Origin of the sequence: Bacillus sp. FSL M8-0063 (assembly GCF_038005545.1) — a bacterium.
Taxonomy (GTDB): domain Bacteria; phylum Bacillota; class Bacilli; order Bacillales; family Bacillaceae_G; genus Bacillus_A; species Bacillus_A wiedmannii.
In genome coordinates this window covers 1-23,440 of record NZ_JBBOTJ010000002.1, presented here as the reverse complement: position 1 = coordinate 23,440, position 23,440 = coordinate 1, and the positions used below count along the sequence as shown (strand labels likewise).

The window sequence follows — 23,440 nt, the reverse complement described above, 5'->3', positions numbered from 1 at the left end:
ATGATCCTCCTTGATGTTAACTATCATTATAAATGATAGTTAACATCATTTTGAATCATTTTACGTGATATATTTTTTCTTTTACAATTCTCTTTGTGCAAATAGAAAGAAGTGGGGGAATTGTGTTGAGAAAAGGTCAAATGATAGTAGGGGCTTTAGCATGTTTAATTGCAAGTATGTCATGGGGGGCGATGTTTCCGGTTGCTGATCATGCGCTAGAATACATAGATCCATTTTATTTTTCGCTTATTCGCTATGGAGCGGTGGCGATCGTACTGATTGTATTGTTGTTAATGAAAGAAGGAAAGCAGGCATTTCGTTTAGAGGGAAGAGGAAAGTTACTCGTCTTTTTCGGAACGATGGCGTTTACTGTATATAATGTACTTATATTTTTAGGTCAAATGTTAATGGGGAAATCAGGCGTGATGGTTGCTTCTATTATGGAAGCACTGATGCCGATGATTTCTATTTGTATTCTATGGGGATATAAGCATGTAAAACCGAAAAAGTATATGATAACGAGCATGATGATTGCTTTTGTAGGAGCTGTATTCGTTATTACGAAAGGTGATATGAGTTTCTTTTTAACATTGAAAGATAACATGTTTTCGCTGGCCTTTATATTTGTTGGTGTTGTAGGTTGGGTTATTTATACGATGGGTGGTCAAACATGTAGCGATTGGTCAACATTACGTTATTCTACGTTGACGTGTGTATTTGGTACGACTGTCACAGCGATTATAACTGTCATCATTACATCGTTTGGATACGTATCGGTTCCGAGTATGGGAACGATTTCTATCGTGAAATATGATTTATTGTTTATGATGACATTACCAGGTATCGTAGCGTTACTTGCTTGGAACTATGGTGTGAAAATTTTATCGTCCATTAATGGGATTTTATTTATTAATTTTGTACCAATCACGACTTTAGTTATTATGATGATGCAAGGATATCGAATAACAATGTTTGATATTATAGGGACTTTACTTGTTATTGCATCACTTATTCGCAATAACGTTTGTCAGAGAAAAGAAGAAAATATAAACAAGCGAATTTTACAAGAAGAGCAATTACGTCAAGCTGTTTAATAGGCAATTGGAGGATTTCACATGTTAGAAAGTTTATTGTTTTTCTTCGCCGTCGGAGTTGCCTGCGAGCTTGCAGCAATTAACCGAAATGGTCGTAAAAAGATAAAACAACAAGCTGAGCTGATACAGCTTTTAAAAGAATTAAAAGAAAGAAAAATGTAAAAAGACGACCGGGCATAGACGGTCGTCTTTTTCTATATAAAGGGGAAAGGGGACACAAAGTTATACAAGCGTAGCAGCGTAAATAAAAGCAGTAAGAAGAAGAGAGCCGCTAGCTAATCCTAAAAAATCTAATTTGTTAAAAGTGATGTTATTCATGATGCATTCTCCTTACTTGTTTAATGTAGAAGCAACAGCTTTTGCGTCGATTAGAGCGGAAAATACCATGCCCATTGTATTTAAGAAATTGTTCGTTTTCATTTTGTTCATCATATTGATCCGCTCCTTTTCGAATAGTTGTTGTTTCTTTCTGACTTAATTGTATGAAATATTTTGGGAAGTAACTATCGAATTAGCTTACAAGAAAATTACACTTTTGTAAGAATTGAAATGTAACAATTAATACTTAAATTTATTACCAACTCCTAAAACTTAGTGTTATAATCGTTGTAAGAGAATGATTATAATTCGGATGTTCAGAAAGGAACGAAACAAATGTATAAACCAATTACATTTTTGTTGAAATATATATTTAAAACAGCTGGGAAAGTAGAAGTGCAAGGAAGAGAAAAGTTACCAGAAGGCGGCCCGTATGTTGTTGCGTGTACACATACAAGTTTTATGGATGTATTAATGTTAGCTACAGGGATGTATCCGACCCAAATTCATTACATGGCCAAAAAAGAATTATTTGAAGGGAAATTCAAAAATTGGTTCTTTAAAAATGTAAATGCATTCCCTGTAGATCGTGCGAATCCAGGACCGAGTACACTTAAAATTCCGTCACGCCTATTAAAAGAAGGGAAAGTAGTAGGGATCTTCCCGAGTGGTACGAGATCAACAGAAGACGTGTCATTAAAAGCTGGGGCTGTTACGATTGCACTGCGTTCTAATGTCCCGTTAGTACCGGCAGCTTATGTTGGTCCATCAAGTGTAAAAGAATTAATAAAAGGGAAAAAGGCACAATTAATTTTTGGCGACCCAATTCAAATTGATGCTGAAGAACAAATCGATCGAAAAACAGCTATGAAAATGATGACAGATCAATTAAATGAGAAGTTTGAGGAGCTAAAGGAAACTTTGCAATCAAATCAAAAATAAGAAAAGACGACCGGGCATAGACGGTCGTCTTTTCTATTACTATTTATAATAAAGGGGAAAGGGGACACAAAAGTTATACAAGCGTAGCGGCGTAAATAAAAGCAGTAAGAAGAACTGATCCGCTAGCTAGTCCTAAAAAATCTAATTTGTTAAAAGTGATATTGTTCATAATGAATTCTCCTTACTTGTTTAATGTGGAAGCAACAGCTTTAGCATCGATTAGAACGGAAAATACCATGCCCATTGTATTTGAAAAATTGTTTGATTTTATTTTGTTCATCATATGAATCCGCTCCTTTTCGAATAATTGTTGCCCTGTTTCTGACTTAATTGTATGAAAAAAAGCGGAGAGTAACTATCGAATTAGCTTACAGGAAAATTACACTTTTGTAAGAAAAACGAATGGAGATGTAATAATGAGAAGGTTTGACATATGTTCATGGAATTCATTAAGTTAAAAGTAGAGGTGAGTGTATGGCTAATATTAAAGATATTGCAAAAATGGCGGGAGTTTCAGTTACGACTGTTTCGAGAGTATTGAATGATCATCCGTATGTAAGTGAAGAAAAAAGGAAAGCGGTTATGGAGATAGTTGAGAAGTTGAATTACTCACAAAACGCAAATGCCGTTCATTTATCAAAAGGGAAAACGAATATTGTTGGTGTAATTTTACCGTATATTAATCATCCATGTTTTGATGCGATGGTGGGCGGGATGATGGAGGTGGCGTTAGCCCATAATTACAGAGTGCTACTTTGCCAAACGAATTATAATAAAAAAGAAGAAATGAAAAGTTTACATATGTTAAAAACAAAACAATTGGATGGCCTTATTATTTGTTCTCGTGCGAATGATTGGGAAACGATAGAGCCGTATGCTTCCTATGGGACAATCGTTGCTTGTGAAGATAATGATATTTCAAATATCTCAAGTGTATATACGAATCATTCGGCAGCTTTTCAATTAGGAATGGATTATTTGATTGAGAAAAGTTATAAAAAAATTGGTTATTGTACGGGAAGGAAATTAGGTCCGAGTAGTCAAAAACGTTTTGATGTTTATAAACAGCAATTGCAATCTATAGATGAAGAAGTGAAGGAAGAATGGATTTTCACAGAATGTTTTACATTAGAAGATGGTGTGAAAGTGGCTCATAAATTAAAGGGGATGCAGCATCTTCCTGAAGCATTAATAGTAGCAGGAGATGAAGTAGCGATTGGGGTTATGACAGAAGCTGAAAAATTAGGTATTCAAGTTCCTGAGGATTTAGCGATTATTGGCTTTGATAATCAACCTATTTCGCAAGTGTTACAACTTACAACCATTGATCAAAATTTAAAGGAAATAGGTAAAAAGGCCTTTGAAATGTTTTACAGGCAAATACGTGATGAAAGTTCTAAACAAGAAAAAGTGGAAATTCCATATGAACTTGTGGAACGCTCTACCGTTTAGCTTCAATCCGTTATGTGTAAATCACATAACGGATTGTTTTTTTTGAAATATCTTTGACAGGAAACGCGTTTCATACTTTATAAAGGAGTTACACCGGTCTGTAATAATCCATGGATTCTTTTCAAAATAGTATTTGGAGGGATATGCATGAATGAACTTTTATTGAGTATGAAAAAGTATATAGAAGATGATGAAAAGGTTTTGGCTTTTGTCGTAGGGATATTTGAGAAGGATAATTTTACGCTATCGTATCAACATGGGATTTTTGCTGCTACTACTAGACGTCTTCTCTTTTATGGGAAATTTCCATACTATCCTGCAACATTTAAAGATTATTCATATTTGCATATAGATAGCATAGATTTTCGTCCGCATTTCGAATGTACTTGTAGTCATGAAACCATTCGAGCTAAGTATATTCAGAAGGGGAATGTGGAGCGATTTGTCCGTACAGTTAGAGCGAATATGAATAATTAATCACCCCTTTGTTTAAACATAATATCCCGATCTTTAAGAGTAAAAATGCGTAATAAAAACAACTTCTAAACCTCTAGGAGATAGTGATACAATGTCAAATGGGGGGAGGTATGAACTATGGTTAATCAACGTATAAAGGAAATAACACTAATTACAATTGGTTCATTATTATTCGCAATTGGTATTAATTACTTTGCAATTCCAAACCGTTTATCAGAGGGTGGAATTATTGGTGTAACGGTTGTTACGTACTATTTATTTGATTGGTCGCCGGGGATTGTGAACTTTGCTATAAATGCAATTTTACTAGTTATTGGTTATAAATTTTTTGATAAAAAAACGATGGTTTATACAATTTTAGGGATTGTAGAAACATCCTTGTTTTTATATGTTACGGAACATATTGAGTATCATGTAAATAGTGATACGTTATTAGCGGCTCTATTCGCTGGCTTATTTGTCGGTGTCGGATTAGGCTGTATGTTCAAAGCTGGAGGTACATCAGGAGGATCAGCAATTTTAGCTCAGTTAGCAAATCAATATTTAGGGTGGAGCGTTGGTAAAGGCGTACTTATTATTGATATTGTTGTAATTGCTGGTTCAGTATTTATCATAGGACAAGAAAAAGCAATGTACACACTTGTTGCAGTATTTATCGGAGCGAAAGTGATTGATTTCATTGTAGAAGGAATGGATACAAAAACAGCTGTTACAATCATCTCAAATCAACCAGATTTAATACGTGAAACTATTACGAAAAACATGACACGCGGTGTCACTGTATTAGAAGGACGCGGCGGATATACTGGTAAAAATAAAGAAGTGTTATATGTTGTTATAAATAAACAAGAGCTTGTTAAGTTAAAGCAAGTTATTAGTCGAGTAGATGAAGATGCTTTCGTTGTTATTCATGATGTACGTGATGTACTTGGCGGTGGCTTTAAAGCGAGCTAAAAGGTGAACGAGTAAATTCGTTCACCTTTTTTAATTCTTACAAAAATGTAAGTGTAATGTAATGAGATTCAATAGTAGATTTTATTCCTTCTTTTTAAAATGGATGTATATATATCCTGCAGAGGAGGAAGATTGATTATGAAGAAAAAAATGATCACTACTATAATAGCGATGATAGTGATAGTAGTAATGTTACTGCCTACGAAACTTGGACCAGTTATCGATAAATATAATCCACTTTATAAGACGAAAGAATACTATACGGTCGTGAATACAATTGGTCAGCATATTGGTGATGAGTGGTATGAATATGAATTTATTGCATTTGACGAACGTGGAAGAGAACAAAAAATAAAGAAGACTGTTAAGCATATGTTAAAGAGAGATGAAGCGTTAAAGGTGTATGCAAAAGGACGCTACGGAGAGGCGATTGAAGAAATTGAAGCTGTAAATATTCCTATTAATGCGAAGAGTAAACTTTTAACGATGAGATAGCGGGTTATACCCCCGCCTATTTTTTGTCGAAAATAAAAATACTAGGTAGGGGTATTTTAGAGTTCATGAAAAAGCCTTAGTCCGTATGGACTAAGGCTCTTTTTATTATATAAAGGGGAAGGGGGTACATTGTAGTAGCATGAGTGAAAGGTATAAGAAGAGTAGCTACTAGCAATGTAATTTGGTTATGTGAGTGTTCTTCTTATTTGGCTTGCTTTCTAACTTTATTGTACGAGATATAGGTAAGAGAAACTATCGAATTACATTACACATAGCTTACAAACATGTAAGTCTTCTGTAATGTAATTCGATGGTTAAAAGATAGTGAATTTCATATAGTGTAATTAGAAAGTCTCACTGTATTACTTTCTGTTTGTAATATTAATGAAGAATGAAAAACCAACTACTTTTTAATAGCCCTCATCTTTATTTGGATGAGGCTCTTTTTATAAACCTTACAACATTGTAAGGTTTACGTAAGTTAATTCGATAGTAAATTTGTCATATTTTTTGCATAATAGATACAAATAGATAAAATAATTAGGGATATAGTAAGAAGGGAGAAAATTGGGATGCGTAAAGAAGAAGTAGTGAAGTTTCCAATTAAAGATTTCTGTAGCTACTTTACTGTTGCCGTAGTATGTATTGGATTATTTGATATCATAACAAACTTAATTGTTAAATAATATAGATGATAAAACAAGAAGGGGGATCCTTTCTTGTTTTTTTTTTATGGGGGAATAAAGATGAAATGGATTGATAGTCATATACATGTTGATCAATATAAGGATGAAGAAAAAAGCAGGTTACTTAAAGATGTGGAAAATAGTGAAGAGATAAAGGGGCTTATTGCGGTATCTATGAATTATCAATCATGTAAAGAAACTTTATCTTTAGCAAAGCGATATCCTTTTGTACATCCAGCAATAGGTTTTCATCCGGAGCAACCGATTCATAAAGAAGAATGTGAGCAAATTTATAAATTAATTGAAGAGCATGTAGAAGACATAGTTGCGATTGGTGAAGTAGGCTTACCGTATTATTTAAGAAAAGAAGATGAGCGCATTACTATCGATTCATATATACCAGTGTTACAACGATTTGTTGAACTAGCTAGTAAATATGATTTACCCATTATATTGCATGCAGTGTATGAAGATGCTGATATTGTATGTGATTTACTGGAGAAATATAAAGTTTCACGTGCACACTTTCATTGGTTTAAAGGAAGTGAAATAACAATGAAACGGATGATGAGGAACGGTTATTATATTTCTATTACGCCAGATGTTTTACATAAGGAGAAAATTAGAAAAATTGTTTCGTATTATCCACTTGAATATATGATGGTAGAAACAGATGGACCGTGGAAATTTCAAGAGGATGTTATGACGCATCCGATAATGATTCGAGAGGTATTAAAGGAAATTAGTGTTATAAAAAACATATCTGTTGATAAGGTTGCGAAAACGATATATGAAAATACGATTCAATTTTACCCCGCATTAACGGGCAGTAAGACTCCCACCTCAAAATTCGACGAATGCGGAGGCGTTAGGTGGGAAATCAACTGCCCGTAAAAACCCGATTGGTGAGGGCTGATAATCAGTGGGGGATGGACAAAACCACCACTGATTAAAGTTTCACTTTATTTGAAAGGATAGGAGCGTTACTCTTGTCCTTTTTATTATGAATAATTTTTCTAATATTTTCTATAATTTATGAAAATAATCAATGGGTTATTAATAACATGCCACGTTTTGGTTTTATATTAGGATTCTAATTTTTTTGCACGTCTTAATAATAAAAGAAAGACAATGATGAAGAAACCAAGTATAAGGAAGAACCCATATTGTTTTACATAATCCATTACGTCACTTACGCCTGTTGGTTTTTCAACGTGAATGCCGTCTTTATTAGTAGTAATATGAATATCTTGCATTTTCACTTCATTTGCTTCTTTTTGTAAATCAATCCATTCTATATTTGGAATGCTTTCTAGATCCTTTAATACTTCTTTTAATGGTTTCACACCTAAGTAAGGATGATAGAATGCACCAATAACTCCATCGGATAATTTAGCAACAGATACAGCATTAGCTTTCATCTTTGCAATAGCTTGTGGCTTATCTTCTTCAATAAAGCCAACTGTTTCAGGCATTAATTTCATTCCATGTAAGAAGGATGGTGTGCTTCTGTATGCTGGAGAGTGCATGGATTTCCAAGTTGTATCACTTAACTGTAGTTGTCCTACATAAGTTGAAAAGTACTTTGATAATATTTCATATCCTTTTTGAGACATCGTGTAATGGGGTGCTTCAAAAGCGACAGGATACAGTTTGGCATCTACAAGTTCTTGAATGCCTTTTTCAATATGCTCAGTCGTATATTTTTCTTCAAACTCTTCCCCTTTTTTTACATATGCATTATATGCTTCGATATTAGGAAAGTCATCTTTTGTTTTTGGTTTTTCATGCTTCGGTTGACGAATTGGTTGATCTGTTTTTACGTCCCAAAATTCAAAACCTTCCCCAGTTTCACTGTCATAAAATTGGTGCGTATAACCATGCATAATAATTGCTGCACCATCATCTTGCATAGAGCGTAAAAGATCGACTAGTTCGGGTTTATCTTTTAAATGCAGTGTTTTACCTGTATCTGGATCTGTATATACAGGAATAACAGTAATCATGTAGGGAATCTTTTTCTCTTTTAGTAATTCAGCAATTTCTTTTAATTGATTTGTATCTGCGGCTGGATGAACATCCTCAAGGCGTAAATAAGTCTCTACTTTATTTGTCGTTGGCTTTTGACCAAAGTAAGAAAATAACATTTCGCCGACATAATGAGACATCCAGTTAAAGAGATTTGACGTTGCAACGTAATAAGATGTTTCGTGCCGAACGATTAGTGGGCTTTTGCTATTTGAGCTTAAAGCGTTAGCAAGAACAGTTCCGTTTGTATCAAAAGATTGAACCAATCGTTCCTCTTCTAAAGTGTTTTTTAGTTTATTACTTGGATATTCGATTTTATTAACTCGTATATCATCAGCCTTTAGGGTAATGAAAGAAAAGCGATTAGATAATTGTTCAACATTTTGTCCTAAAACTAATACTGGACCTGAGAAATTTTCTAGAAGTTGCTTTGTTTCAATAGGAAACTCCTCTTTTTGTTCACCGATATAAACAATATGTGTATAAGAAGATGAATTAGTAATTTCATTAACCCTTTTTAAACTTTTCGTAGTTATATCGTTTGTAAAATGTCCTAATTGGGTATTAAGGATTTGAATATTATTTGTAATTTTATCGTCTTGTGTACTGTATAAAACAAGTACTTTTGGTTTTGACGGTGTTTGTGCAGAGGTGTGGATAGGGATAAGTAGTAAAACGCTGAACAAGAGTATTATGCACTTTTTCATTTGGTCTGCTCCTATTCTATATGTAGAGTTCAATTTACAATTATATACAAAAAATACGTTGTAGTCTATGAAAGTTACATTTTTGTACGTATTTACCAGCTGTTTTTTCACAAAATCGGTCTAAAGCATGATGATAATATATATAGTTATTTGCTATGATAAAAGAGTAAGAGAATGATAGAATGTGGGTAATTGTAAAGGGAAGAAGGCTGAAAGGGGACAAATTTCAGCGGAGAAAGAGGTAGTGGTAGTGAAGAAATTCTTTGTAGGATTTTTAGTTGTTCTTGGGGTGTATTTATATTTCCAAGGAAAGTCTGAAGGAATGGGCAAGTTAGTGAATGAGACAAGCTATGTTGACTCAGAAGAAGCAAAACAGATGAAACAAATTATTATAGAGGAAGCAAAGAAAGTCAATCTTCCAGAATGGATACCTCTTACAATTGCCGAACATGAAAGCCGGTTAAATCCAAGAAGTGTTGGAGATAACGGAACTTCATTCGGATTGTTTCAATTGCACCGTGGCGGTGGCCTTGCACCAGATCATTTAACTGATGAAGAGTTGAAAGATCCGCGCATAAATGCGCAAATTGCAATGCCGCATTTAATGAAAGGATATAAGCGTGGGGTGCAAAAAGGTTTGACTGATTTTGCATTACTAAAATATGTAGCAAATACATCTGGATGGCCAGGGAATTTAGGGCCGGAGTGGACGGATAATAATATGAAGTATAACGTCGGGTTAGAAGATGTGTACTATCGAAATAAAGGTGTAATTAAAGAGTAGGTTTTTGAGACCTACTCTATTTTTTTGTGGATAATCGCGTCGTTTTGTTTTGTGAAATACTCCGCTAGTTGTATTTTCACTTCTTCTAGTTTTGTGGAAACTTGTGGTATTTTATATCCTACATATAACGGTGAAACGACAAATCTAGGAACAACTTTACAAATGATTTTTCCGTTTGTGTGATAGAAGAATAAGTTATAACTACTACATCCTTTATGGAAATCTGTCAGTATGTAACGTACAGTTTGCTGAATATAATTTGCCAGTTCATCTATGCATTCAACATCTTCAATGATGATATTAAATTCAGTAAAACCGATAATAGGGCGATCTGAAATATTGAGTTCAATGCGTTCGTTTTTTTGTACAATGACTCCTCGGAAGTTTTCCTGTTCTACGTTACCGAGATAGTCTACATATTTCATTCCGATAATCTGCATGTGTGCATGATGCAAACTTCCGCCGGAGAATGGACCATGATTTTTATATAAAATCACAGATGTGAATTCTTCATTCTTCTGCAAATCTAACCAATGTTTAATGGAAAAACGAATTAGCGATTTCATATGTTCTTCTGTATATGTCGCAATATGTTCTTCACAATTATCTGTTTCGATTAGCACCGTTTGAAATGTATCTTTTAATGTAGGAAATTTGTTTTTTAGCCAAATAATTGATCCTTCAGTTGCTAAAATATCCGTTAAATTTTCTCTGTCACAAAAAGGACATGCCGCGCTTCTATTCCGGATGCTTTCTGGTTTTTGTTTGCCGATATCGTTTAAAAAGTATAGTTGTTGTGTATCCATTTGTATATATGCCCCTTTAAAATATGTGTAAAAATCCCGCTTAATACATTCGGGAAAAGGAGAAGGAAATCCTTTAAAAGGAATGGGAAAAATAAAAGACAAGATATCCTCATTAAGATAGGGTACCTTGTCTTTTATTTTTTCTTTAATAATGTGTATGGATAATATAGATCATTTTTATTGTGCTTCTTTTTTCTATTTTTTATTGTGTATAAGGCAATTGCTGAACTTGCGATTACAATAATGGCTTTCTTCATATTCATTTACCCCTTTTTTATTGTTGGTTTAATTCTTGGCTAACTGCTTTTGCATCAACTAGAGCGTGTAAAATCATTTTTACCATGTTCATCATATTCCTTCACTCCTTTTTATAGTTCGTTTAGTTCTTTTACAACTGCTTGTCCGTTCACTAATACTTCAAAGATTGCTTTCACAATTTCTTTCATCATGATTGTTTCCTCCTTTTGTTGTCTCTCTTGTTTACATCTTTATTGTATAGGGAGGCATCTTTTCGTACTATCGCTTTCCATTACGTGAACATAACAGTTTTGTAAGATTTGATGTCACTTATTGAAATGTTTAGTCTATCTTCATTATTTTCAGAAAAATGACTATTCAAACATGAAATGGGAAAGTATAATAAAGAAGTAAGTATTAAATTCCGTACGAAAGAGGTGAATGAGATGAAACGTTCTTTAGCTGCACGTGCCAAATTTTTAGATTATATCTATTTTTGTCGTGCGATTTTTCATGATGTAGTTGTTAACGGGATACGTCTGTCCTTTTTTAACAACTGCATAGTAGCTATTGAACGATAGAAATCTCTTCACCCATTTTTAATAAACGTGTGAAAAGGGAGCTATTTGGCTTCCTTTTTCTATGTCGAAAACCATGGGGAATGTTTCTTTCCCATGGTTTTTTATATTGAAAGGAGTACGGAAAATGACAATTTGTAGTGTAAATAATGTAACGAAATCTTTTGGTGGAAACATCATATTTGAAAATATATCGCTTGAAATAAAGAATGGTGAACGTGTTGGATTAGTTGGTCGTAACGGTAGTGGGAAGACAACAATCTTTCAGCTTCTAACTGGAATGGAAAGTTTAGATGCAGGAGCCATTCATATGAAGAAAGGTACACGTATTGGTCATGTGGCACAAATTCCGAAATTTGATGAGGGTATGACTGTATATGATGTATTGAGTTCGGCTTTTAAAGCTGAAAAGGAATTAGAAAGAGAAATGCGTACTTTAGAAAAAAATATGGCGGAAGAACAGGAAACGTTTGCTTTACAAAAATTAATGGAGAGATACGGAGTAATCCAAGAAAAATTTGCGTTTCTCGGTGGTTATGAAATAGAAGCGAATATGATGAAGGTAGCAAATGGTCTACAGGTGATAGAACTATTTCCTCGATCATTTCTGGAGTTAAGTGGTGGGGAACAAACAAAAGTAAGCCTTGCGTACATGCTATTGCAGAAACCAGATTTACTTCTATTAGATGAACCAACTAATCATTTAGATTTATTCGCCGTAGAATGGCTAGAGCAATTTTTAAAAGAATACAATGGAACGGTTATGGTCATTTCACATGATCGCTATTTTCTTGATGAAGTTGTAACGAAGATTTTTGATTTAGAAGATGGAGAGATTCACGTGTATCATACGAACTATTCTCAGTTTGTTGAGGAAAAGGAAGAACGGTTGCTTCAGGAGTTTCAGGCTTATCAAGAACAGCAAAAGAAAATAAAGAAAATGAAAGAAGCAATTAAGCGACTACGTGAATGGGCAAATCAGGCGAATCCTCCGAATGAAGGATTGCATAAGAGAGCGAGAAGTATGGAACGTGCACTGGAACGTATAGAGAAACTAAAGAAACCTATTTTAGAACGAAAACAAATGGGACTTCAGTTTGAAGGGCAAGAGAGAAGTGGGAAAGATGTTGTTGTAATGAAAGAAGTGAGTAAAGGGTTTGCTGACCACCCTTTATTTAACGAAGCGAATTTACATGTTCGTTTTCAAGAGCGTGCGGCGATCGTTGGTCGTAATGGTACAGGAAAGACAACGCTACTAAAGTTATTATTAGAAGAAATAGAGCCAGACGTTGGAGAAATCCGGATTGGTAGTAGTGTGAAAATCGGTTATTTATCACAACATGCGTACGGAAATATGAAGAGTAGTGTATTAGAGGCTTTCAGGGAATATGTAGCTGTAACAGAGGGAGAAGCGAGACATATATTAGCTAAGTTTTTATTTTATGGTCCAGCGGTGTTTAAGAAAGTAACGCAACTGAGCGGTGGAGAAAAAATGAGGTTAAGACTTGCGCAACTTATGTATCAAGATATCAATTTTTTAATTTTAGATGAGCCGACAAACCATCTCGACATTGAATCAAGGGAAGTTTTAGAGGAAGCTCTTGAGCAATATAATGGAACGATTTTAGCTGTTTCACATGATCGTTATTTTTTAAATAAGTTATTTGAAAAGACGTATTGGATTGATGAGCATAAATTATTTGAGTTTGCAGGGAACTACGCATGGGCTCGTCAAAAGTGGGAAGAAAAGCTCGAGAAACAAGTAATAAAGCAGCAACGCCAAGGAAGAAAAAGTATGGAAACAGCTCCTGTAAAAAAGAAAGAAGTTAGGAATGTTGAGGATATTGAAACGGAGTTAATGCATGTAGAAGAGGATATATATATGCTTGAGTGTAAGATGGAACATGTAGTTGATGTTGAAATGCTTGAACAATTGTATGAAGAAAAAACGAAGAAAGAGTTGTTACGAGCGGAGTTATATAATGAGTTAGAGAATATTGTGGAGTAAAAAGTAGAAAGCGAATCCTTTCAGCTTTGCTGAAAGGATTCGCTTTTTTTATACTGATATTTTACTTTAAGAGAAAAATAAAAATTGTGTTTCACGTGAAACAGTAAATTTGATACATCTTTGTTCCGTAATTTACATAGATTGTAAAACATAAATGATATTAGGGATTTTTTGGATTGGTTACTTATTTCCTGAGACATAAGTATGTGAAACGGCGGATCAGGATTGAAAATAAAAAAGCAGAGTTACAGCTTTACGCGCTGAACTCTGCTTTCTTTTTGTGTCGTATCTTCCCTTGTTGAAATGATAATGGCGATCCCGAGCATAATAAAAAAAGCTAAAAAGAGGACGAACTTTGGGAAGAATGGGAATAGTAATAGAGCCCCGACTATCATAATTGTTAATAATACGTAGTGCAGGACGTATTGGAATAGGTTGTCCATGTTTTCGCCCCCTTTTTGGTAATTGGTTATTAGTATTCTATGTTTCATACTGAACGAATAGAATTGAATTTTTAATTTTTTAATACGAAATAAAAGAGAACGATTGACATGTTTAAAGGAAAGGAATAATCTTGAAATTAATTCATACTATTTTTATAGGAAAAATAAAGATAGTTACAGGGAGGAGGCCTATGTTCCTGCATCGATAAAAATTAGGAAGGTAAAGGTGAGAGGGCAATGAAAAATGCTTTTAAAGGAGCACTTGCTACATTTCTTAGTGTGTCAGTATTACTAGCCGGATGTGGTCAAGAGGAAGCAAGTACAAATGAAGCCGGGAACGTACTAAAAGTAAAAGATGAATTTATTAAGGCGAGCGACAAATCAAAAAGTCCTACAAAAGTAAATGAAAGAAAAGATATTTTTGTAGTTGGAATGCCGAGCCCTGGAGGGATATTCCTTCCGCACTTTATGGAGAATGGATGGGATGGTAATATAACGCAAGCTATCTTTGCGCCTCTCGTTGGACTGGATAAGGAAGGGAAACCAATTCCCATTTTGGCGAAGAGGTGGGATATTTCGGAGGATCAGCTTACATATACATTCCATTTGAAAGATGATTTGAAGTTTAGTGATGGTACACTGTTAACTGCGGAGGATGTAGCATTTACATTAACGTTATTACATGATCCAACTTATAGTGGTGCGACTGATATAAGCCAAACAGCAATAAAAGGTGGGCAAGCATATAAAGAAGGAAAAGCGAATTCTATTGAGGGGATTCAAGTCATTGATCCGAAAACAATTACGATTACGACTGAAAAAGTAAATGCTCAAACGCTATCATTAATCGGTGGAGAAGTTATATCTAAAGCGTATTACGGGAAAGAGTATAAACAAGGACACTTGGAGTATTTAAAAGAGTTGTATGGGAAGCCGGTGGGAGCAGGAGCTTATAAGTTAGATAAATATATTCCTGGTCAAGAGGTTCGATTTGTAGCAAATGAAAATTATTTTGAAGGAAAACCGAAGATTGAGCACTTTATTTATAAAATTACAAAGGGTGATACGAAGTTACAACAATTTCAAGCAGGAGAAGTAGATTATGATGGTTTTACGACAAACGTGGAGACCATTGAGCAATTAAAAGATTTAGGTTTTGCTAATATTAATGTGTATACAGGAAGCTCTTATGGCTACATTAAAATGAATTATAAGAAGCCATACTTTAAAGATAAACGTGTCCGCCAAGCATTTATTTACGGATTAGAGCGTCAAAAGGTTATTGATACGTATTTCCAAGGATATGCGTCACTCGTTAATGTACCGATTACGCCAGTTTCATGGGCGTATACAGAAGAGGGCATTAATAAATATGAGTATAATTTAGAGAAGGCGAAGAAATTACTGGATGAGGCTGGATGGAAAGCAGGTTCGGATGGAATTCGTGAAAAAGATGGACAAAAATTGAAAGTAAGTTATTTTGCCTCATCAGCAAGTAAAATAAATGATGTAATGATTCCTGTGATGAAAGAAGATTATAAAAAGTTGGGTGTAGAGTTTAACCCAGAATATATGGACTTTAATACGATGATTTCAAAAGTGATAAAAGGTGATTATGATTTAGCAATGGTATCTACGCCAATGATTGATGATCCGAGCGGAACGATTGAAGAGTTTGTTTCAACAAGTAAACGAAATTATGATGGATATTATAATCCGAAAGTAGATGAATTAGCTAAGCAAGCATTAGAAACGTTGGATATTGAAAAACGAAAAGAAATTTATAAAAAGTTATATCAAGAGTTAAGTGAAGACCCGCCTGTAATCTTCTTGAATAATAGCAAAGTGGTGTCTGCACATCATGCACGAATTCAAGGATTACAAGAAGATAACTATAACGGTATTTTATTAAGTTTACCTAAATTAAAGATAGAATAATAATTTTTAAAAAATTCTCAAAATATTTATTTAGAAAGAATTGACAAAATATAACGGACGATATAAGCTAATAACCATAAAGTCTACCGGAAAGGTCGGAATATGATTGTTACCCCTCAAAAACATCTATTTTTTACGATTAAAACCGACTTTTCCGATTGGCTATAAATATGCTGTGGGAGGCATACATAAGCTAATAAGTTCGAAGGGTATAACTATTAAACAGTTAGGGGTGGGGACAATGAAGAAAAAGACAAAAAAATGGGCTGGTGTATTTTCGGTATTACTGAGTAGTTCGCTTGTGTTATCTGCTTGTGGGGGACAGGAAGATACGGCTTCTACAGAACCGGTAAAAAAGCAGGATTTAAAAGACGCTAAGATTGAATCAATTCCAGCTACAGATAAAAAGAAAAGTCCAGAGAAAGCAAATCAGCGAAAAGATACTTTTATTACAGCCATTTCTAAGCCAGGGGGAGTTTTCCTTCCGTATTTTCAAGATAATGGTTGGGATGGAAATGTAACGTCTGTTATTTTTGCGTCACTGGTAACAACAGACAAACAAAGTAAACCTATTCCGGACCTTGCAGAAAAATGGGATATTTCTGCTGACCAGTTAACATATACATTCCATTTACGTAAAAATTTAAAATTTAGTGATGGTTCGTCTTTAACAGCGGATGACGTAGCATTTACATTAACACTACTTCATGATAAAGCGTATGAAGGTGGATTGGATATTGCTCAGTATGCTGTTAAAGGCGGGAAAGAATATAAAGAAGGAAAAGCAACTTCTATTGAAGGAATTCAAGTTGTTGATCCACAGACAATTAAAATTACAACTGAAAAAGTTAATTCACAGGCGCTAACGAATTTAGGTGGCCCAGTGCTATCAAAAGCTTATTATGGAAAAGATTATAAACAAAATACAAGTTTAGACTATTTAAAAGCATTATATGGGCAACCAATTGCAGCGGGTCCATATAAATTTGAAAAATATGTTCCAGGTCAAGAAGTACGCTTTGTTGCTAACGAAAATTATTATGCAGGTAAACCAAAAATCAAAAACTTTATTTATAAAATCACATCAGGTGATACTGGATTCCAATTATTCCAAACAGGTGAACTGGACTATAGTGGATTTAGAGCAAATCCTGAGAATATAGACCAATTAAAAGGATTAGAGTTTGCAAATATTAATCTTGAATCATCAAGTGATATTGCTTATATCTATGTAAATAATAAGAAATCGTATTTGAAAGATAAAAAGGTACGCCAAGCACTTACTTATGGATTAGACCGTAAGAAGTATGTGGATACAGCTTTACAAGGATATGGCTCTGTTGCTAACGTACCAATTGCGCCAGTTTCATGGGCATATACAGAAGAAGGTATTAATAAATATCCACACGACGTAGAAAAGGCTAAAAAATTATTGGATGAGGCTGGTTGGAAAGTAGGTTCTGACGGGGTTCGTGAAAAAGATGGTCAAAAATTAAAATTAACATACTACGCATCAAATACAGGTAAAACAAATGATATCTTTATTCCGATTGCAAAAGAAAGTTACAAAGAAATTGGTGTTGAATTAAATCCAGAATTGATGGACTTTAATACGATGCTTTCAAAAGTAGGAAAAGGTGACTACGATTTAGCAGCAGTTTCAACACCAGGAATTAGTGATCCAAGTGAAGTTGTAAGTGAGTACTTATCAACTAATCCAAAAAGTGATACGGGTTATAATAATCCGAAAGTAGATGATTTGATTGTAAAAGGTATAGGAACGACAGATATTGAAAAACGTAAAGCGATTTATAAAGAGCTGTATAAAGAGTTAAGTGATGATCCACCAGTTATTTTATTAAACTATCGTAAACTACTTTATGCTCATAATGCACGTATAAAAGGAATTGATCCAGAAAAGTACGATAGCATTAGTTCCAATTTACCAGTGTTATCTATTGAACAATAAGGGTTGACCTAAATAATAGAAGACGTTTTTTCACACAGCAATGGAATGGTAGCTGTTTTGAAAAAATGTTCTTCTATTTTTAAGTAAATAGGATTGGGGAGACAAAAGGTGAAAACATATATCATTCGTAGGTTCCTTCAAATGATCCCTACATTGTTTGGTACATCTATTATTATTTTTTTCTTATTTGCACTTTTGCCGGGAGATTATATTGATTCAAATCCAAAGTTAACACCAGAGAGAGCCCAAGAATTAAGGGAATTATACGGCTTAAATAAACCAATTATTGAAAGGTATTTTCATTGGTTAGGGAATGCTTTGCATGGTGATTTTGGATTTTCTTTACAGTATCAAGAACCTGTAACTTCATTACTTAATAAATTTATTTGGAATACATTTATCGTTGCTGTTGCCGCTTTATTTTTCACTTGGATTATCGCTCTTATTATTGGGGTTATTTCTGCAACAAAGCAGCACTCTTGGTTTGATAGATTGGTAACAATCGGTGTCTTTGCAGCAATGTCATTTCCATCATTCTTTATAGGACTATTTTTAATTAAATTATTAGCAGTTGATTTAAAATTACTACCTATTGGTGGCATGATTGATATTGGGAGTAACTCAACAGGGATAGCATACATATTAGAAGTATTACGTCATATGATTCTACCTGTATTTATTTTAACGCTTCTTGGTGTAGGATCATTAACACGATATTTTAGAACCAGCATGTTGGATGTTGTTAGGCAAGATTACATTCGTACTGCTCGTGCAAAAGGCTTAAAAGAAAGAACCGTTATTTATAAACATGCATTGAAAAATGCAATTTTACCAGCAATTACATTACTCGCTTTTGAATTACCAGGTTTATTTTCAGGGGCTATTATTATTGAACAGATTTTTAACTGGCCAGGGATTGGGAGTATTCAATTAGAAGCATTAAACTTCCGTGATTATACGGTATTAATGGCTTTTACGATGTTTCTTTCGTGTTTAACAATTATGGCTAATTTCTTAGCAGATATTGTATATGCGTTTGTTGATCCAAGAATTCGATTGAAGTAAGGGGGGAAAGATATGGAGACTATTACACCACTAATAAAGAAAAAGAAAGAACGGAAAAAGGGTAACGAATCATCACCATGGCGCCAAGCGTATAAAAAAATTAAGAAAAATAAGATGGCATTGTATGGCCTATACGTTTTAATATTTATGTTTTTATTTAGTTTTATCGGTCCGATCTTTTCACCGTATGCTGATGGGAAAGTACAAGTAACACAAATTAATAAACCACCCAGCTTGTCACATTGGCTTGGAACAGACCAGTTGGGACGAGATATTTTAACTAGACTTATGCAAGCAGGACGTATTTCATTAACAATTGGTTTAGCGTCGATGCTACTATCCGTTATACTAGGTGCTCTATTAGGAGCAATTGCTGGTTTTTATCGAGGGGTTGTGGATCATCTAATTATGCGTGTTGCGGATGTGTTAATGTCCATTCCGGGATTACCGCTACTTATTATAATGGGAGCAATTTTATTAGAATGGAAATTACCATCGGAATACCGTTTATATGTTGTAATGATTATTTTAAGTTTAGTAGGATGGCCAGGACTTGCCCGGCTTGTGAGAGGACAAATTTTAACATTGCGGGAGCAAGCCTTTATGCAAGCAGCAGATGTATTAGGATTAAAGGATTCTCGGAAAATTATTCATCATTTAATTCCTAACGTCTTTCCGTTGCTTATTGTTGTAGCAACTTTGGGTGTTGCAGGTTCAATTTTAAGTGAATCCGCACTAAGTTACTTAGGTCTCGGCGTCGTTCCACCTACACCATCATGGGGGAATATGATTAGTGCAGCTAACTCGTTAATTGATTTCCAAAAGCGTCCGTGGTTATGGATTCCGCCTGGTTTTGCAATTTTTATAACAGTTGTATCCATTAATTTACTTGGTGATGCACTTCGTGATGCGTTAGATCCAAAGATGAGACGGTAGGTGAGAAGGTATGAGTAAAGCGGTAGTAGAGCTGAAAGACTTACAAACACACTTTCAGACAGAAGAAGGGACAGTAAAAGCTGTGAATCATGTTAGCTTTACAGTTCGAGAAGGTGAAACTGTTTGTGTTGTAGGCGAATCAGGTTGTGGGAAAAGTGTAACAGCTTTATCTATTATGGGACTTATTGCTGAATCAGGCAGTGTAGTAGGTGGAGATATTTTATATGAAGGAAAAAGTCTTTTAGGAATGAAAGAGAAAGAGCTTCGTAGTTTACGAGGTAATGATATTGCGATGATTTTCCAAGAACCGATGACATCGCTGAATCCAGTCTTCACTGTAGGGGAACAAATCGTAGAGACGTTAAGGGAGCATGAATTACTTAGTAAGAATGAAGCGTATAAGAAGGCAATTGAGTTAATTCGTAAAGTCGGCATAGCTCGTGCGGATGAAATCGTCCATTCATATCCGCACGAACTGAGTGGTGGTATGTTACAACGTATTATGATTGCTGTTGCACTTAGTTGTAATCCGAAGTTATTAATTGCGGATGAACCGACAACGGCTCTTGATGTTACGATTCAAGCTCAAATATTAGACTTATTAAGACAAGTAAAAGAAGAATTTAAAACATCCATTTTATTAATTACACATGATTTAGGCGTTGTAGCAGAAATGGCTGATTACGTTGTCGTTATGTATGGTGGGAAAGTAATTGAAGAAGCACCAGTACTAGAAATATTCCAAAATCCGAAACACCCGTATACGAAAGGCTTGCTGAAATCAAAACCAGTGATGGGGAAACGAATAGATAAACTATATTCTATTCCAGGGCAAGTTCCTAATTTAGTCGGTTTGGATGAATTTTGCTACTTCAGCGGTCGTTGTGAGCATTGTATGGAAATATGTAAAGAAGAAGCGCCAAATCTGAATGTACATGATGAGAATCATAAAGTAGCTTGCTGGTTATATGAGGAGCGTGCGGGACAATGAGTGAACCATTATTAGAAGTAAAAAACTTAAAAACATATTTCCCAATTAAAGGCGGCATATTTAGTAGAACGATTGGACATGTGAAAGCAGTTGATGGAGTAAGTTTTACTATTAATAAAGGTGAAGTTTTCGGTCTCGTTGGTGAATCAGGAAGCGGAAAAACGACGATAGGAAAAACAATTTTACGTCTCGTTCAAAAAACGGAGGGAGAAGTGAAGTTTAAAGGACACGATGTTCATTCTCTATCAAAAGAGGAATTGAGAAAACATCGTTCTAATATGCAGCTTGTGTTTCAAGATCCATTTAGCTCATTGAATCCGAGAATGAGGATTGGAGAAGCACTTGGCGAGCCGATGTTGGCTCACGGACTAGCGACGAAAGAAAATGTTCGTGAAAAAGTGACAGAAGTATTAGAGTTATGTGGCTTAGCCCCATATCATATTGACCGGTATCCTCACGAGTTTTCTGGTGGACAACGTCAGCGTATCGTTATCGCAAGAGCTATGGTATTAAATCCGGAATTTATAGTAGCTGACGAACCTGTGGCAGCACTAGATGTATCTATTCAAGCACAGATCATTAATTTATTTAGTGAGTTACAGGAGAAAAAGGGACTATCTTATTTGTTCATTTCACATGATTTAAGCGTAGTAGAGCACTTATGTACGAAAATTGGAATTATGTATTTAGGAACGATTGTGGAAACAGCGCCGCGTGATGAGTTATTTGCGAACCCACTGCATCCGTATACAAAAGCATTGTTATCAGCTGTGCCAATACCAGATCCAACAGTGAAGCGAGAGCGGATTATACTAGAGGGTGATATTCCAAGTCCAGCAAATCCACCTTCGGGTTGTCGCTTTCATACACGTTGCCCGTTTGCAACAGATATTTGTAAACAAACGGTACCAGAATTCCGTAATGTTGGTGAAGAGCATTTTGTTGCTTGTCATCATGTATAAAAGAAAAGGACCCTTTCAAATTGAAAGAGTCCTTTTTTATTTACTAGATGAAGTTTGTTGCAATACAAATTTCTCGATTGCGTGAGCAACACCATGCTCATTATTTGTTAATGTTACGACATCACATAATTTTTTTACATCTTCTTCAGCATTTCCCATTGCAACTGATAAGCCAGCTACTTGTAACATTGGCACATCATTAAAGTTGTCCCCAATCGCAATAGTATCTTCAATTGGTATATTGAAATAAGCAGCCATTTCTTGTAGACCGTTCCCTTTATGACCATGCTTATCCATAATTTCTAAATTAGTAGGAGCTGATGCCGTAACTGAAATATCAGTGTCTTCTTGTAACATGCTTAATAGCTGTGCACGATGCGCTGCATTAAATGTCAAAATGAAGAATTTAGATATTTCTAATTCTGGATTATTTACAACATCTTCTATTTTTTGGAAATCAGTAATTAAGTTTGATTTCTTTTGTTTTTCTGTAATTCTTTCAAGTTCTTCAAGTGTAACATCTAGTGCATGCTTGTTTTCTTCGAACGCTTGCATGACTTGATCTTGCCATGTATATGGAGAATAAACTCCTTTATTCGTATATAGCTTATAAGGAAAACCTTCAGATTCTAGTAATTTTGCAAGCTTGTATACTTTATCGTTTTGTAAACAACGCGAGTTAATTACTTTTCCATCCACATAAACAATTGCCCCATTGCTCGCTCCAACTGGAAGAGATAGTTTATATTCTTCCAATAATTTCAAAGCATCCTCTTTTGCACGACCAGAACAAATCATGACTATATGACCAGCCTCTTTTGCAGTTTGGATAGCTTGTAAGTTCTCTTTGGAGATTTCAAGATTAGATGATAGTAGCGTACCATCCATATCTAATGCGATTAATTTCAAAATGACCACCTCTTTGCTTTTATTATACATAGTTATATAGAGGAAACATATAAACTTATCTTGGAAAGATCGTATTTTATCTCGCGTGAACCGTCAGTAAAAATTTGATAGGCGCCATCTTATTACTTTGAATATGTACTTTAATTTGTAACAAAAATAGAGGTATGTATGAGGGTGTTTCGTTATATGACTGTAATGTTACAATAACATTACAAATGTCAGTTTAGTAGAAAGTGCATTAAAACGGGGTTTTTAAGGGTGTTTATAAAAAAACGTAAAAAAAGTGTAATAAAATTTACGTAATTATATTGCAACGTAGCAATAGTTATGTTACATTAATGTTACAAACGTTACGTTAATAACTTTAATGTAACGCTAACATAAAAACTATGAAATAAACATTTCTTAGAAATTACATATAGATAACTTATTAAAAAGGAGGATACATAAAATGAAAGAGCAAGTATTACAAGTAACAAAAGGTGACTTCGTAGGATCAGCAAGTGGAGCAGTAGTATTAACAGCATTAATCGTATTTCTATCAAGCGTATTAGTATAATAGAAGTTTTGTAATAAAAGAAAAAGAGAGGAGAATGCAAAATGAAAGAGCAAGTATTACAAGTAACAAAAGGTGACTTCGTAGGATCAGCAAGTGGAGCAG

At 34.6% G+C, this 23,440-nt stretch carries 26 protein-coding genes; 19 read left to right on the top strand and 7 right to left on the bottom strand.

Going from position 1 to position 23,440, the window contains the following annotated elements; genetic code table 11:
- The first annotated feature begins 125 nt into the window (after window positions 1–125).
- Together MKX31_RS22560 and MKX31_RS22555 are read left to right on the top strand one after the other, a co-directional pair.
- Window positions 126–1,094: a DMT family transporter gene (locus tag MKX31_RS22560; protein ID WP_064474391.1), complete on the top strand. Its 969-nt coding sequence runs from the start codon at window positions 126–128 to the stop codon at window positions 1,092–1,094.
- Window positions 1,095–1,115: 21 nt separating this feature from the next.
- Window positions 1,116–1,256 carry a YrzO family protein gene (locus tag MKX31_RS22555; protein WP_000894064.1) on the top strand — a complete coding sequence of 47 codons (141 nt, stop codon included), beginning with the start codon at window positions 1,116–1,118 and terminating at the stop codon, window positions 1,254–1,256.
- Between the two features lie 60 nt (window positions 1,257–1,316).
- On the opposite strand, the gene MKX31_RS22550 is transcribed toward MKX31_RS22555, so the two are convergent.
- Window positions 1,317–1,412 (bottom strand): DUF3948 family protein, encoded by a 96-nt coding sequence (locus MKX31_RS22550; RefSeq protein ID WP_001060007.1) that lies wholly within the window; start codon window positions 1,410–1,412, stop codon window positions 1,317–1,319.
- A gap of 336 nt (window positions 1,413–1,748) precedes the next feature.
- Between MKX31_RS22550 and MKX31_RS22545 the strand changes: the two genes are divergently transcribed.
- Window positions 1,749–2,354, top strand: coding sequence for a lysophospholipid acyltransferase family protein (locus MKX31_RS22545; RefSeq protein WP_000277789.1), 606 nt, complete (start codon window positions 1,749–1,751; stop codon window positions 2,352–2,354).
- A 73-nt stretch (window positions 2,355–2,427) separates the two neighbouring features.
- Here MKX31_RS22545 and MKX31_RS22540 read toward each other — a convergent pair whose 3' ends face one another.
- On the bottom strand, window positions 2,428–2,523 hold the full coding sequence (locus MKX31_RS22540) for a DUF3948 family protein (RefSeq protein WP_001060010.1): 96 nt from the start codon (window positions 2,521–2,523) through the stop codon (window positions 2,428–2,430).
- 305 nt (window positions 2,524–2,828) lie between these two features.
- On the opposite strand from MKX31_RS22540, the gene MKX31_RS22535 reads away from it, so the two are divergent.
- From MKX31_RS22535 to MKX31_RS22515, 5 genes are all read left to right on the top strand, one after another.
- Window positions 2,829–3,806, top strand: coding sequence for a LacI family DNA-binding transcriptional regulator (locus tag MKX31_RS22535; RefSeq protein ID WP_064474390.1), 978 nt, complete (start codon window positions 2,829–2,831; stop codon window positions 3,804–3,806).
- A 147-nt stretch (window positions 3,807–3,953) separates the two neighbouring features.
- Window positions 3,954–4,283, top strand: a complete 330-nt coding sequence (locus MKX31_RS22530; RefSeq protein WP_064474389.1) for a PH domain-containing protein — start codon at window positions 3,954–3,956, stop codon at window positions 4,281–4,283.
- Window positions 4,284–4,400: 117 nt separating this feature from the next.
- A complete protein-coding gene (locus tag MKX31_RS22525) occupies window positions 4,401–5,237 on the top strand; it encodes a YitT family protein (protein ID WP_064474388.1) in 837 nt (278 codons plus the stop codon).
- 138 nt (window positions 5,238–5,375) lie between these two features.
- The gene (locus tag MKX31_RS22520) at window positions 5,376–5,732 is read left to right on the top strand and encodes a YxeA family protein (protein WP_048563001.1); all 357 of its coding nucleotides are present in this window, start codon (window positions 5,376–5,378) and stop codon (window positions 5,730–5,732) included.
- Window positions 5,733–6,478: 746 nt separating this feature from the next.
- A complete protein-coding gene (locus MKX31_RS22515; protein ID WP_340981576.1) occupies window positions 6,479–7,312 on the top strand; it encodes a TatD family hydrolase in 834 nt (277 codons plus the stop codon).
- 191 nt (window positions 7,313–7,503) lie between these two features.
- Here the strand turns inward: MKX31_RS22515 and MKX31_RS22510 are convergent, their stop codons facing one another.
- Window positions 7,504–9,153: a polysaccharide deacetylase family protein gene (locus tag MKX31_RS22510; RefSeq protein ID WP_340981575.1), complete on the bottom strand. Its 1,650-nt coding sequence runs from the start codon at window positions 9,151–9,153 to the stop codon at window positions 7,504–7,506.
- Between the two features lie 250 nt (window positions 9,154–9,403).
- On the opposite strand from MKX31_RS22510, the gene MKX31_RS22505 reads away from it, so the two are divergent.
- The gene (locus MKX31_RS22505) at window positions 9,404–9,937 is read left to right on the top strand and encodes a transglycosylase SLT domain-containing protein (RefSeq protein WP_064474425.1); all 534 of its coding nucleotides are present in this window, start codon (window positions 9,404–9,406) and stop codon (window positions 9,935–9,937) included.
- 11 nt (window positions 9,938–9,948) lie between these two features.
- Here MKX31_RS22505 and MKX31_RS22500 read toward each other — a convergent pair whose 3' ends face one another.
- Together MKX31_RS22500 and MKX31_RS22495 are read right to left on the bottom strand one after the other, a co-directional pair.
- The gene (locus tag MKX31_RS22500; protein WP_064474386.1) at window positions 9,949–10,743 is read right to left on the bottom strand and encodes a DUF4931 domain-containing protein; all 795 of its coding nucleotides are present in this window, start codon (window positions 10,741–10,743) and stop codon (window positions 9,949–9,951) included.
- Window positions 10,744–10,877: 134 nt separating this feature from the next.
- Window positions 10,878–11,006, bottom strand: coding sequence for a hypothetical protein (locus MKX31_RS22495; protein ID WP_064474385.1), 129 nt, complete (start codon window positions 11,004–11,006; stop codon window positions 10,878–10,880).
- A gap of 420 nt (window positions 11,007–11,426) precedes the next feature.
- On the opposite strand from MKX31_RS22495, the gene MKX31_RS22490 reads away from it, so the two are divergent.
- Window positions 11,427–11,561, top strand: a complete 135-nt coding sequence (locus tag MKX31_RS22490) for an RAxF-45 family protein (protein ID WP_046956655.1) — start codon at window positions 11,427–11,429, stop codon at window positions 11,559–11,561.
- A gap of 124 nt (window positions 11,562–11,685) precedes the next feature.
- Window positions 11,686–13,566, top strand: a complete 1,881-nt coding sequence (gene abc-f / locus MKX31_RS22485) for a ribosomal protection-like ABC-F family protein (RefSeq protein ID WP_149173327.1) — start codon at window positions 11,686–11,688, stop codon at window positions 13,564–13,566.
- Window positions 13,567–13,811: 245 nt separating this feature from the next.
- Here the strand turns inward: abc-f and MKX31_RS22480 are convergent, their stop codons facing one another.
- Window positions 13,812–14,009 (bottom strand): hypothetical protein, encoded by a 198-nt coding sequence (locus MKX31_RS22480; protein ID WP_000369259.1) that lies wholly within the window; start codon window positions 14,007–14,009, stop codon window positions 13,812–13,814.
- A 237-nt stretch (window positions 14,010–14,246) separates the two neighbouring features.
- On the opposite strand from MKX31_RS22480, the gene MKX31_RS22475 reads away from it, so the two are divergent.
- The 6 genes from MKX31_RS22475 (at window position 14,247) to MKX31_RS22450 (ending at window position 21,870) form a co-directional block, all read left to right on the top strand.
- Window positions 14,247–15,947 (top strand): ABC transporter substrate-binding protein, encoded by a 1,701-nt coding sequence (locus MKX31_RS22475; protein WP_064474383.1) that lies wholly within the window; start codon window positions 14,247–14,249, stop codon window positions 15,945–15,947.
- 241 nt (window positions 15,948–16,188) lie between these two features.
- A complete protein-coding gene (locus MKX31_RS22470) occupies window positions 16,189–17,916 on the top strand; it encodes an ABC transporter substrate-binding protein (protein WP_064474382.1) in 1,728 nt (575 codons plus the stop codon).
- Window positions 17,917–18,024: 108 nt separating this feature from the next.
- On the top strand, window positions 18,025–18,981 hold the full coding sequence (locus tag MKX31_RS22465) for an ABC transporter permease (protein WP_064474381.1): 957 nt from the start codon (window positions 18,025–18,027) through the stop codon (window positions 18,979–18,981).
- Window positions 18,982–18,993: 12 nt separating this feature from the next.
- Window positions 18,994–19,917, top strand: a complete 924-nt coding sequence (opp4C, locus tag MKX31_RS22460) for an oligopeptide ABC transporter permease (protein ID WP_340981574.1) — start codon at window positions 18,994–18,996, stop codon at window positions 19,915–19,917.
- Between the two features lie 10 nt (window positions 19,918–19,927).
- Window positions 19,928–20,908: an ABC transporter ATP-binding protein gene (locus tag MKX31_RS22455; protein ID WP_000030797.1), complete on the top strand. Its 981-nt coding sequence runs from the start codon at window positions 19,928–19,930 to the stop codon at window positions 20,906–20,908.
- Complete coding sequence (locus tag MKX31_RS22450) at window positions 20,905–21,870, top strand: ABC transporter ATP-binding protein (RefSeq protein WP_340981573.1); 966 nt, start codon at window positions 20,905–20,907, stop codon at window positions 21,868–21,870. Before MKX31_RS22455 ends, MKX31_RS22450 begins: the two co-directional genes overlap by 4 nt.
- A 36-nt stretch (window positions 21,871–21,906) precedes the next feature.
- Here MKX31_RS22450 and MKX31_RS22445 read toward each other — a convergent pair whose 3' ends face one another.
- The gene (locus tag MKX31_RS22445; RefSeq protein ID WP_142315334.1) at window positions 21,907–22,779 is read right to left on the bottom strand and encodes a Cof-type HAD-IIB family hydrolase; all 873 of its coding nucleotides are present in this window, start codon (window positions 22,777–22,779) and stop codon (window positions 21,907–21,909) included.
- Window positions 22,780–23,230: 451 nt separating this feature from the next.
- On the opposite strand from MKX31_RS22445, the gene MKX31_RS22440 reads away from it, so the two are divergent.
- Together MKX31_RS22440 and MKX31_RS22435 are read left to right on the top strand one after the other, a co-directional pair.
- A complete protein-coding gene (locus MKX31_RS22440; RefSeq protein WP_000664237.1) occupies window positions 23,231–23,338 on the top strand; it encodes a DUF3948 family protein in 108 nt (35 codons plus the stop codon).
- Between the two features lie 41 nt (window positions 23,339–23,379).
- A partial coding sequence (locus MKX31_RS22435) for a DUF3948 family protein (protein ID WP_033666960.1) occupies window positions 23,380–23,440 on the top strand: 61 nt, incomplete at its 3' end.

Excerpts from the sequence above, each read along its gene's own strand:
- MKX31_RS22555 (WP_000894064.1), top strand. The coding sequence starts at position 1,116 with ATGTTAGAAAGTTTATTGTTTTTCTTCGCCGTCGGAGTTGCCTGCGAG.
- MKX31_RS22550 (WP_001060007.1), bottom strand. The coding sequence starts at position 1,412 with ATGAATAACATCACTTTTAACAAATTAGATTTTTTAGGATTAGCTAGC.
- MKX31_RS22545 (WP_000277789.1), top strand. The coding sequence starts at position 1,749 with ATGTATAAACCAATTACATTTTTGTTGAAATATATATTTAAAACAGCT.
- MKX31_RS22540 (WP_001060010.1), bottom strand. The coding sequence starts at position 2,523 with ATGAACAATATCACTTTTAACAAATTAGATTTTTTAGGACTAGCTAGC.
- MKX31_RS22535 (WP_064474390.1), top strand. The coding sequence starts at position 2,829 with ATGGCTAATATTAAAGATATTGCAAAAATGGCGGGAGTTTCAGTTACG.
- MKX31_RS22530 (WP_064474389.1), top strand. The coding sequence starts at position 3,954 with ATGAATGAACTTTTATTGAGTATGAAAAAGTATATAGAAGATGATGAA.
- MKX31_RS22525 (WP_064474388.1), top strand. The coding sequence starts at position 4,401 with ATGGTTAATCAACGTATAAAGGAAATAACACTAATTACAATTGGTTCA.
- MKX31_RS22520 (WP_048563001.1), top strand. The coding sequence starts at position 5,376 with ATGAAGAAAAAAATGATCACTACTATAATAGCGATGATAGTGATAGTA.
- MKX31_RS22515 (WP_340981576.1), top strand. The coding sequence starts at position 6,479 with ATGAAATGGATTGATAGTCATATACATGTTGATCAATATAAGGATGAA.
- MKX31_RS22510 (WP_340981575.1), bottom strand. The coding sequence starts at position 9,153 with ATGAAAAAGTGCATAATACTCTTGTTCAGCGTTTTACTACTTATCCCT.
- MKX31_RS22500 (WP_064474386.1), bottom strand. The coding sequence starts at position 10,743 with ATGGATACACAACAACTATACTTTTTAAACGATATCGGCAAACAAAAA.
- MKX31_RS22495 (WP_064474385.1), bottom strand. The coding sequence starts at position 11,006 with ATGAATATGAAGAAAGCCATTATTGTAATCGCAAGTTCAGCAATTGCC.
- MKX31_RS22490 (WP_046956655.1), top strand. The coding sequence starts at position 11,427 with ATGAAACGTTCTTTAGCTGCACGTGCCAAATTTTTAGATTATATCTAT.
- abc-f (WP_149173327.1), top strand. The coding sequence starts at position 11,686 with ATGACAATTTGTAGTGTAAATAATGTAACGAAATCTTTTGGTGGAAAC.
- MKX31_RS22480 (WP_000369259.1), bottom strand. The coding sequence starts at position 14,009 with ATGGACAACCTATTCCAATACGTCCTGCACTACGTATTATTAACAATT.
- MKX31_RS22475 (WP_064474383.1), top strand. The coding sequence starts at position 14,247 with ATGAAAAATGCTTTTAAAGGAGCACTTGCTACATTTCTTAGTGTGTCA.
- MKX31_RS22470 (WP_064474382.1), top strand. The coding sequence starts at position 16,189 with ATGAAGAAAAAGACAAAAAAATGGGCTGGTGTATTTTCGGTATTACTG.
- opp4C (WP_340981574.1), top strand. The coding sequence starts at position 18,994 with ATGGAGACTATTACACCACTAATAAAGAAAAAGAAAGAACGGAAAAAG.
- MKX31_RS22455 (WP_000030797.1), top strand. The coding sequence starts at position 19,928 with ATGAGTAAAGCGGTAGTAGAGCTGAAAGACTTACAAACACACTTTCAG.
- MKX31_RS22450 (WP_340981573.1), top strand. The coding sequence starts at position 20,905 with ATGAGTGAACCATTATTAGAAGTAAAAAACTTAAAAACATATTTCCCA.
- MKX31_RS22440 (WP_000664237.1), top strand. The coding sequence starts at position 23,231 with ATGAAAGAGCAAGTATTACAAGTAACAAAAGGTGACTTCGTAGGATCA.